Annotated in this window: 8 protein-coding genes; 2 read left to right on the top strand and 6 right to left on the bottom strand. The window is 72.4% G+C overall.

Translation table 11 applies throughout. The features are described from left to right. Positions 1 to 867, bottom strand: an 867-nt coding sequence (locus BIV23_RS04820; protein WP_079172955.1) for an adenosylhomocysteinase, incomplete at its 3' end; no start/stop codon positions are given. 472 nt (positions 868 to 1,339) lie between these two features. Between BIV23_RS04820 and BIV23_RS04815 the strand changes: the two genes are divergently transcribed. Both BIV23_RS04815 and lepB read left to right on the top strand, forming a co-directional pair. Continuing rightward, on the top strand, positions 1,340 to 3,529 hold the full coding sequence (locus tag BIV23_RS04815; protein WP_071379449.1) for a fructose-specific PTS transporter subunit EIIC: 2,190 nt from the start codon (positions 1,340 to 1,342) through the stop codon (positions 3,527 to 3,529). Between the two features lie 191 nt (positions 3,530 to 3,720). Beyond that, positions 3,721 to 4,407: a signal peptidase I gene (lepB, locus tag BIV23_RS04810; protein ID WP_079172954.1), complete on the top strand. Its 687-nt coding sequence runs from the start codon at positions 3,721 to 3,723 to the stop codon at positions 4,405 to 4,407. A gap of 27 nt (positions 4,408 to 4,434) precedes the next feature. Here the strand turns inward: lepB and BIV23_RS04805 are convergent, their stop codons facing one another. The 5 genes from BIV23_RS04805 to BIV23_RS04790 form a co-directional block, all read right to left on the bottom strand. Next, the gene (locus BIV23_RS04805; RefSeq protein WP_071379448.1) at positions 4,435 to 5,415 is read right to left on the bottom strand and encodes a cation diffusion facilitator family transporter; all 981 of its coding nucleotides are present in this window, start codon (positions 5,413 to 5,415) and stop codon (positions 4,435 to 4,437) included. A 177-nt stretch (positions 5,416 to 5,592) separates the two neighbouring features. Continuing rightward, on the bottom strand, positions 5,593 to 6,744 hold the full coding sequence (manA, locus tag BIV23_RS04800) for a mannose-6-phosphate isomerase, class I (RefSeq protein ID WP_071379447.1): 1,152 nt from the start codon (positions 6,742 to 6,744) through the stop codon (positions 5,593 to 5,595). A gap of 186 nt (positions 6,745 to 6,930) precedes the next feature. After that, positions 6,931 to 8,058: an SIS domain-containing protein gene (locus tag BIV23_RS04795; RefSeq protein WP_071379446.1), complete on the bottom strand. Its 1,128-nt coding sequence runs from the start codon at positions 8,056 to 8,058 to the stop codon at positions 6,931 to 6,933. 100 nt (positions 8,059 to 8,158) lie between these two features. Continuing rightward, positions 8,159 to 8,329, bottom strand: a complete 171-nt coding sequence (locus tag BIV23_RS45665; RefSeq protein WP_079172953.1) for a Trm112 family protein — start codon at positions 8,327 to 8,329, stop codon at positions 8,159 to 8,161. Positions 8,330 to 8,552: 223 nt separating this feature from the next. After that, a complete protein-coding gene (locus BIV23_RS04790) occupies positions 8,553 to 9,917 on the bottom strand; it encodes a phosphomannomutase/phosphoglucomutase (protein ID WP_071379445.1) in 1,365 nt (454 codons plus the stop codon). Between the last annotated feature and the right edge of the window lie 26 nt (positions 9,918 to 9,943).

Genomic DNA, 9,943 nt, shown 5'->3' with positions numbered 1-9,943 from the left:
AGCGCCCTGGCCGCGCAGCGACTCCGCGCAGCCCTTGCCCACATCGCCGTAGCCGCAGACGACCGCGGTCTTGCCACCGATCAGCACGTCCGTGGCACGGTTGATGCCGTCGACCAGGGAGTGACGGCAGCCGTACTTGTTGTCGAACTTCGACTTGGTCACGGCGTCGTTGACATTGATCGCCGGGAACAGCAGGACGCCGTCACGCTGCATCTCGTACAGGCGGTGGACACCCGTCGTGGTCTCCTCCGTCACACCGCGGATCTCCGAGGCCAGCTGAGTCCACTTCTGCGAGCCGTCCGTGATGGTGCGGTGCAGGAGACCGAGGATGACGCGGTGCTCGTCGGACTCGGCGGTGTCCAGGCCGGGGACCTTGCCGTCCTTCTCGTACTCGACGCCCTTGTGGACGAGGAGAGTGGCGTCACCGCCGTCGTCCAGGATCATGTTCGGGCCGCCGGTGGGGCTGTCCGGCCAGGTCAGCGCCTGCTCCGTGCACCACCAGTACTCCTCCAGGGTCTCGCCCTTCCAGGCGAAGACCGGGATGCCCTGCGGGTTCTCGGGCGTGCCGTTCGGGCCGACGGCGATGGCGGCGGCCGCGTGGTCCTGGGTGGAGAAGATGTTGCAGGAGGCCCAGCGGACCCGCGCGCCCAGGGCGACGAGGGTCTCGATGAGCACGGCGGTCTGGACGGTCATGTGCAGGGAGCCGGTGACGCGGGCGCCGGCCAGGGGCTGCGCCTCGGCGTACTCCTTGCGGATCGCCATCAGGCCGGGCATCTCGTGCTCGGCGAGGGTGATCTCCTTGCGACCGAACTCGGCCAGCGAGAGGTCGGCGACCTTGAAGTCCTGTCGGTTGTCGACAGTCGTCATTACGAGCTGCTCCTCGGAGTCGGGATCGAGGTGGGTGTACGGCTGATCTGCGCGGCGGCGGACCACACGAGTGCCCGCGAAGAGCACACGGGCGTGCCCCCGTACGCGCAGCGCAGTCCGTCGGAGGCCCTCTCTCCCTCGGCCGGTCCGTGAGGACCGCCCGACCGCCATCAGCAGCGACGTCTGGCTCCGTCCCAAGCTACACCGGAGGACCGGGTCGCCCCCAGTCCGCCAGCGCAAGGTTCGAGCCAGTGGGAGGGCGGTTTCGAGCGGCGCTGTGGGGGCAGGAGGCGTGCCGGCAGGGGTGCGAAGACCCGGGAGCGGGAGCCTGCAGACCTGGATGAACAGGGATCTTTGCCGCTGTGGTCCGGGGAGCGGGTGCGGCAGGATGCAGGGGGCCGGGAGTTCCGGTCCGCGCTCGCGGGGTGTCCGGGACGGCACCGCGCGCGACGAAGGTGTGAGGAGTATCGACGTGACCAGTCCGGCCGGACCGCCCTCCACGGGTGGCCGTGATGACGAGCGGCGGCGGGTGAAGCTGCTGGCGGTGACCGCGTGCCCGACCGGCATCGCGCACACGTACATGGCAGCGGAGAAGCTCGCGCAGGCCGCGGCGAGCCGCGGCATCGAGATGAAGGTGGAGACCCAGGGATCGATCGGGGCCGAGAACGTCCTCGATGACAACGATGTCAGAGACGCGGACGGCATCATCGTCGCCGCCGACAAGGATGTCGACCTGAGCCGGTTCGCGGGCAAGCGCGTGCTGACGGTCGGGGTCGCCGAGGGCATCCGGCATCCCGAGCAGCTGATCGAGCGGGTGCGGTCGGCGCCGGTGCACGGGCCGGGCGGGGCCGGGAGCGGTGCGCGGACCTCGGGTGGCGGAGGCGGTGGCCGGGAGCGGGGGCCGGTCTACAAGGCGCTGATGAACGGCGTGTCGTACATGATCCCGTTCGTGGTCGTCGGCGGTCTGCTGATCGCGGTGTCGCTGGCGCTCGGCGGTCATGCGACGGCGAAGGGGTACGTGATCCCGGACGGCACCTTCTGGGCGCACGTCAACGCGATCGGCGGGATCGGGTTCCAGCTGATGATCCCGATCCTGTCCGGCTACATCGCGTACGCGATCGCCGACCGGCCCGCGCTGGTGCCGGGCATGATCGGGGGCTGGATCGCGAACACGGGGGCGCTGTACGACTCGAAGGCCGGCGCGGGGTTCATCGGCGCGATCGTGACCGGGTTCCTCGCCGGGTACCTGGTGCTGTGGATCAAGAAGGTCCGGGTGCCGAAGTTCGTGCAGCCGATCATGCCGATCATCGTGATCCCGATCGTGGCGACGACCGCGCTCGGGCTGTTCTTCATCTATGTCATCGGCAGGCCGATCTCCTGGGTGTTCGAGCACCTGACGAGCTGGCTCGGCGGGATGACGGGGACGAGCGCGATCCTGCTCGGCGCGATTCTGGGGCTGATGATCGCGTTCGACATGGGCGGACCGGTCAACAAGACGGCGTTCCTCTTCGGCGCCGGGCTCATCGCGAGCGGCAACCAGACGGTGATGGGCATGTGCGCGGCCGCGATTCCGGTGATGCCGCTGGGGCAGGGGCTGGCCACGCTGATCCGGCGCGGGCTGTACACCGAGCAGGAGCGGGAGACCGGTCTCGCGGCGCTGTTCATGGGCTGCTTCGGTATCTCGGAGGGTGCGATTCCGTTCGCGGCCGCGCGGCCCGCGCAGGTGATTCCGGCCAACATGCTCGGTGGTGCGGTGGCCGGTGCGGTCGCGGGGCTGGCCGGGGTGAAGGACGCGGTGCCGCACGGGGGGCCGATCGTGGCGGTGCTCGGTGCGGTGAGCGGGGTGCCGATGTTCTTCGTCGCGGTGGTGATCGGTGCGGTGGTGACCGCGCTGGTGACCGTGACGTTGGTCGATGTGAGCGGGCGGCGGGGGCGTGTGGGGGCTCTTCCTGTGGCTTCGGGCGCGGCTCTGGCTCCGGCTCCGGCTCCGGGTTCGGGTTCGGGTTCGGAACCGGCCGAGGCTTCGGCTTCGGCTTCGAGTACGGACTCGGGCGCGGAGTTGGGCTCGGGTTCGAGTTCGTCGTCTGTGGGGGGCGATTCGGCGGCGCAGGTGGTTGTGCCGGAGCAGGCGAGGGCGGCGGTCGAGGCCGGTGCTGCGGGTTCGGGGGGTCCGGTGCTTGTCTCCGCCGATCCGGGTACGGAGGCGGAGGTGTTGTCCGGCTGTCTCAGCGGGCGCACCGTGCGGGTCGCGCTCGCCGCCGGGGACAAGCAGGCCGCGATACGGGAGATGGCCGAGTTGCTGAGCCGTAGTGGGCGGGTCGCAGATGTGGACGAGTTGGTGGCGACCGCGCTGCGGCGGGAGGAGCAGGGCACGACCGGGCTCGGGGAGGAGATCGCCATCCCGCACGCCAAGACGGATGCGGTGAGTGCGCCGGTCGTCGGGTTCGCGCGGTCCGCCGAGGGGATCGAGTGGGGCTCGCTGGACGGTACGAAGGCCCGGCTGGTGTTCATGATCGCCGTACCGGAGGCGGCGGCCGGGGACGAACACCTGCGGATCCTCGCGCTGTTGTCCCGCAACCTGATGGATCCCGGCTTCCGGGAGCGGCTGTCGGCGGCGCCGGACGAGCGGGCGGTCCTCGACGTGCTCGCCGAGATCGGGTGAGCCGGCGGGGACGAAGGGGATGACGGGTGCGGGTCCCGGCCCCGGGTGACCTGTGTCCGGGGCCCGCGTGCCCCGTCCCGTAGGCGTCGCCCCGCCCGTCTCCTCTCCTGGTACCGGCACCGCCACACAGTCCGTTCACGGAGTGCCGCTATTCTCCGCGCCTCGGGTGGGACCTTTGGGGAGGACGGGACATGGCGGGGAGAACGCGAGGGCGGGGGCTGGGGGTCTCGGCGCTGGTGGTGGGGGTGCTGGGGCTGGTGTTGGCGGTCGGTGCCCCCGTCTGGCTGCGGACGGCCTACGGGGTCTCCGCCCTGGCGGGCGACAGCATGCGGCCGACGTACGCGCGCGGGACCGGGATCGTCTGGGAGCGTGTCGAGGGGAGTGAGGTGCGGCGCGGCGACGTCGTGGTGTTCACGCCGCCGGCGTCGTACGGGATCGGCGCGCCCCTGGTGAAGCGGGTCGTCGGGGTGGGCGGGGACCGGGTGCGGTGCTGCACGGCGGTGGGTTCGCGGGAGCGGGTGACCGTGAACGGGAAGCCGGTCGAGGAGCCGTACGTGTACGGCGGTGACGCCGACGGCGTGCACAAGGCGTACGACGTGACGGTCCCCCGGGGGCGGCTGTTCCTCCTGGGCGACTACCGCGCGAACTCCCAGGACTCGCGGTTCCACCTCGACGAGCAGAGCGGGACGGTGTCCGCGGGCGCGGTGCTGGGCCGGGTGACGGACGACCGTACGGTCCCGGCCCTGGGCGTGGCGGCTGCGCTCCTCGGCGGTGTGCTGGCGCTCGTCGGCGTCGGGCTCGGGATCGGTTTTCTCGTGGTGCGGCGGCGGAAGGCGGCGCCGGTGATGTCCTGGCCCGCGCCGCCGATGGGTGGCTGACGGCTGCGACGGATGGCTGACGGCTGCTCAGTGACCGGCCGCGTGCGGGTTCGGGCCGCCGGGGGTGGCCTCCGGGTCGGGGCCCTTGGCCGCCTCGGCCTCGCTGTAGATGTCCGGTTCGAGGTAGATGACGCGGGCGATCGGGACGGCGGCGCGGATACGGGCCTCGGCGGCGTTGATGGCGTTCGCGACCTCGGTGGCCGTGTCGTCGTGCTGAACGGCGATCTTGGCGGCGACCAGCAGTTCCTCGGGGCCGAGGTGCAGCGTGCGCATGTGGATGACGCCGGTGACGGTGTCGCCGTCGACGGTCGCCTCCTCGATCTGCCTGATCACGTCCGGGCCCGCGGCCTCGCCCAGCAGCAGCGACTTGGTCTCGGCGGCGAGGACCAGGGCGATGCAGACGAGCAGGACGCCGATGCACACGGTGCCGATGCCGTCCCAGACGCCGTCGCCGGTGAGGACGGACAGGCCGACGCCGAGCAGGGCGAGGACCAGACCGATGAGCGCGCCGAAGTCCTCCAGCAGGACGACGGGCAGCTCGGGCGCCTTGGCGCGGCGGATGAACTGAGCCCAGGACAGCGCGCCGCGCAGCTCGTTGGACTCCTTTATGGCCGTGCGGAAGGAGAAGCCCTCGGCGATGACCGCGAAGAGCAGGACGCCCACCGGCCAGTACCAGTTCTCCAGTTCGTGTGGGTGGCTGATCTTCTCGAAGCCCTCGTAGACGGCGAACATGCCGCCGATCGAGAACAGCACGATCGAGACCAGGAAGGCGTAGATGAAGCGCTCGCGGCCGTAACCGAACGGGTGTTGCGCGGTGGCCTCGCGCTGTGCGCGCTTGCCGCCGAGCAGCAGCAGGAACTGGTTGCCGGAGTCGGCGAGCGAGTGGACGCCCTCGGCGAGCATCGAGGAGGAGCCGCTGAACGCGAACGCCACGAACTTGGATGCCGCGATCGCGAGATTGGCGCCGAGTGCCGCCACGATCGCCTTCGTACCGCCTGACGCGCTCATGTGTCCGCGTTGTCCCTTCGCCTCTGTCGCCCTCTGCGGCCGGTGCCGGTTGGGCCGCCTGGGCCGCCCTCGGACGTCGCTGTCGTCCGGGGCGGGCCCGGCTTTGCCCGGCCTTTGCCGGTGGGTCATTCTTGCAGCCCGGCCGGGGCTCGCCGCGTCAGGTATCCACAGCCCCGGTCATACGATCACAGTGGCGCGGAAGACGGTTCCCGCACCGGAGACGGCCGCCTTCTCGCCCGCCGGGACGAAGACCGACCGGCCGGGGCCCAGCTCGTGTTCGCCCGCGCGGACGGAACCGGCCGTGCACAGCAGGATCTGCGGGGTGTCGAGGGTGAGGTCGTGGGCGGTGGTGCCCTCGGCGAACACGTACCGGGACAGGCGGAACTCGTCGATCGGCGTCTCGTAGACCTCCTCGCCGTCCGCGGAGGCCTCGGGGCGCAGCACGCCCGGGTCGCCCGCCTCGAAGCGGACGACGCGCAGCAGTTCGGGGACGTCGACGTGCTTGGGGGTCAGGCCGCAGCGCAGGACGTTGTCGGAGTTGGCCATGATCTCGACGCCGAGGCCGTTGAGGTAGGCGTGCGGGATGCCGGCGCCGAGGAAGAGGGCCTCGCCGGGCTGCAGGCGGACGTGGTTGAGCAGCATGGCCGCGATGACGCCGGGGTCGCCCGGGTAGTGGCGGGCGATGTCGGCGTAGGGGGTGTAGGCGCCGCCGAGGCGGGTGCAGGCGGCACTGGCCTCGGCGACCGTGTGCGCCATCTCCTCCGGGGCGGCGCTGAGGATCGCGGTGAGGACCTCGCGCAGGGCCGCGTCCTCGGGGCGCGCGTGCAGCAGGTCGACGTACGGCTTGAGGGAGTCGACGCCGAGGCCGGCGAGCAGGTCGGCGGCCTGGACGGGGTCGCGGAAGCCGCACAGGCCGTCGAATTCGGTGAGCGCGCAGATCAGTTCGGGCTTGTGGTTGGCGTCCTTGTAGTTGCGGTGCGGGGCGTCGACCGGGACGCCACGGCGCTCCTCGTCGGCGTAGCCCTCCTTCGCCTGGGCCAGGTCGGGGTGCACCTGGAGGGAGAGGGGCGCGCCGGCGGCGAGGATCTTGAGCAGGAAGGGCAGGCGCGGACCGAACTTGGCCACGGCCGCCTTGCCCAGCTCGGCCTCCGGGTTCGCGTCGATGACCTCGACGAGGCTCCCGCGCGCGGTGCGCGAGGGGGCGCCGGGATGCGCGCCCATCCACATCTCCGCCTGCGGTTCACCGGTCGGCTCGACGCCGGTCAGGTGCGGGATGGCGGTGGGGGAACCCCAGGCGTAGGGGCGGATGGTGTTGTCGAGGCGGTCCATGTGTCCGTGTCTTCTCTGTCTGTCGTTCGTACGCGGTCTGTCGCTCGTACGCGGCTCGGTCCGTACGGCGCTGGGTCCGTAGGCCGCTCGGTCGGCATCAGCCGATCGGTGTCGGCCGGTCCCCGTCGCTCGGTCGGTGTCGGCCGGTGAGGGCGCGGGCGCGGCGGGGCCGGCCCGGTGCCCACATCAGGCCCTGGAAGCGAGCGCCAGGTAAACGGCGGCGAAATCCGTGACGGCGATCAGGTCCGCGAGGGTCTCCAGTTCGCCGCCCTCCTCCGGTTCGAGTTCGCTGATCGGCGTGTCGTGGCTGAGGGCCAGGTCGCGGGCGGCGGGCGCGGCGGTGAGGCCGCTGAGCGGGCGGTCGCGGAGCAGCACCACGCGCGCGTGCAGCGCGGGTGCCTCCTCCACGCGGTCGCGGAAGAAGTCGTCGGGGTCGGCGCTGGCGGCCAGCGGGCCGGCCAGCAGGGCGCTGTGCGCGGCGAGCGCCTCGGGGAGTTCGGCGACGAGCGCGGGGCGCCCGGCGAGTTCGGCGAGGGCGGCGGCGAAGCGGTGCCCGGCGGGGCCCGCCGAGGTGCCTTCCGTCCACACCACCGGGAGCGCGTCGGCGAGTTCGGCGGCGAGGGTCTTCGCCGGGTTGCTGTACGTCGCGATGGCGGGGCCGCAGCGCTCGGCGACATGGTCCAGCCGGTCCGCGACCTTCTCCAGCTCCTCGGACGGGGCGCTGAGCAGGCCGATGCGGTCCAGCAGGGCCAGCAGCGGGGTCAGCAGCGCCCAGAAGACGCCCGGGGAGGACGCGGCGAGCGGTTCGTCCTGGTCGTACGGCGCTGTCGCCATCGGTACGAACAGGCCGTGCGCGCCGGCGACGGACTCGGCGAGCGGCGTACCGGCCGGGGCCACGGCGACAACCGAGCAGCCACGGCGGTAGGCCTGGTCGGTGAGGAGCGCGAGGCTGGGTTCGGTGCCGTCCGGGGTGGCGATCAGGAGCAGGTCGACGGAGCCGGCCCAGCCCGGGAGCTCCCAGCGCAGGGCACCGGCGGCCGGGGCGACGCCGGTCGGGGCCAGCCGGACCACGGGGCTGCCGACGCCGGCCAGCGCGCCGATGAGGTCGGCGGTGTGGGTGGCGGCGGTGCCGGGGCCGGCGATCAGTACGGCGCGGGGGCGGCCGTCGGGCTTGAGGTCGCCGACCCCGGCCTCGGCCGCGTGCCGGGCGGCGGTGCGGACGCGGGCGCCGGCCTCGGCGGCACCGCGCAGCAGGCCTCGGCGGTCGGCCTCGGCGAGGCCCTCCGGGGTGTCGAGCAGCGATTCGTCCAGCATGGGCGGCAGCCTCCGATCGCCGGGATCCTGTGCGGAGCCCTCCAGGGGGTGGCGCCGGTGCGCGGTGCGGTGGGCGCCTGGGCTACGAGGTGAAGCCTCGTCACGCGGGGCGGCGGGCCTCGTCCACGAGGAGGACCGGGATGCCGTCGCGGACGGGGTACGCGAGGCCGCAGTCCTGGCTCGTGCAGACCAGCTCGGTGTCCTGCTCCTCGAGGGGGGCGTGGCACGCGGGGCAGGCGAGGATCTCCAGGAGGCCGGCTTCGAGCGGCATGGGATGTCCCTTCGGGGCGAGGTTTCTTTGGCCGCTGGTCAGAGTACCGCTGCCGGGCGGGTTGGGCCGGGGCACAGGGGCCGGGCGCGGACAGCGGGCGGAGGCGGGCGGATACGGGGAGGGGGGCGGGGAGCGGGGGCGGCAGCGTCGGCCCGGAAGCCGTCGCGTCGCCCCGGCTCCGCCGCCCGGCGGGCCCGGACCCTCAGGCCTCAGGCCTCACGCCTCAGGCCCGGATGATCGCCAGGGCCTCGTCCCTGATCTTCGCCATCGTCGCCTCGTCCTTCGCCTCCGCGTTCAGGCGGAGGAGGGGCTCGGTGTTGGAGGGGCGGACGTTGAACCACCAGTCGGCCGCGGCGACCGTGAGGCCGTCGAGCTCGTCCAGGGTGACGTCGGCGCGGTCCCCGTACGCGGCGCGGATGGCGGCGAGGCGGCCGGCCTGGTCGGCGACGGTGGAGTTGATCTCGCCGGAGCCGACGTAGCGGTCGTACTGGGCGACGAGGGAGGACAGGGGGCCGTCCTGGCCGCCGAGGGCCGCGAGGACGTGCAGGGCGGCCAGCATGCCCGTGTCGGCGTTCCAGAAGTCCTTGAAGTAGTAGTGGGCGGAGTGCTCGCCGCCGAAGATCGCGCCGGACGCCGCCATCTCCGCCTTGATGAAGGAGTGGCCGACACGGGTGCGCACCGGGGTGCCGCCGTTCTCCCGCACGACCTCCGGGACCGTGCGGGAGGTGATCAGGTTGTGGATGATCGTGCCTGTGCCGCCGTTGCGGGCCAGCTCGCGGGCGGCGACCAGGGCGGTGATCGCGGACGGGGAGACCGGGTCGCCGTGCTGGTCCACGACGAAGCAGCGGTCGGCGTCGCCGTCGAAGGCGATACCGAGGTCGGCGCCCTCCTCGGGAACCCGCTTCTGCAGGTCCACGAGGTTGGCCGGGTCGAGCGGGTTGGCCTCGTGGTTCGGGAAGGTGCCGTCCAGTTCGAAGTACATCGGGACGAGGGTCAGGGGCAGGCCCTCGAAGACGGACGGGACCGTGTGACCGCCCATGCCGTTGCCGGCGTCGACCACGACCTTCAGGGGGCGGATGGAGGTCAGGTCGACCAGCGAGCGCAGGTACGCCGCGTAGTCCTCCAACGTCTCGCGCCCGGACAGGGTTCCCGGCTCGGCCACCGGCTCCGGGGCGCCCGACTCCAGCCAGCCCTCGACCAGTTCGCGGATCTGCGCGAGGCCCGTGTCCTGGCCGACCGGTGCGGCGCCCGCGCGGCACAGCTTGATGCCGTTGTACTGGGCCGGGTTGTGGGAGGCCGTGAACATGGCGCCGGGCAGGTTCAGCGCGCCCGAGGCGTAGTACAGCTGGTCCGTGGAGCACAGGCCGATCTCGGTGACGTCCACGCCGCGGTCGGCCGCGCCCTGCGCGAAGGCGCGGGACAGGCCCGGCGACGAGGGGCGCATGTCATGGCCGACGACGATCGCCGTGGCGCCCGTCACCTGCGCGAAGGCGGCACCGAAGAGCCGGGCGAGCGACTCGTCCCACTGGTCCGGGACCACTCCCCGCACGTCGTACGCCTTCACGATCTGCGACAGATCAGCAGCCACGTCCAACCCTCCTGAAAGTTCTTTGG

The sequence above is a fragment of the Streptomyces monashensis genome (genome assembly GCF_001866665.1).
GTDB lineage: Bacteria > Actinomycetota > Actinomycetes > Streptomycetales > Streptomycetaceae > Streptomyces > Streptomyces monashensis.
This window is presented reverse-complemented; position numbering and strand designations above follow the sequence as displayed.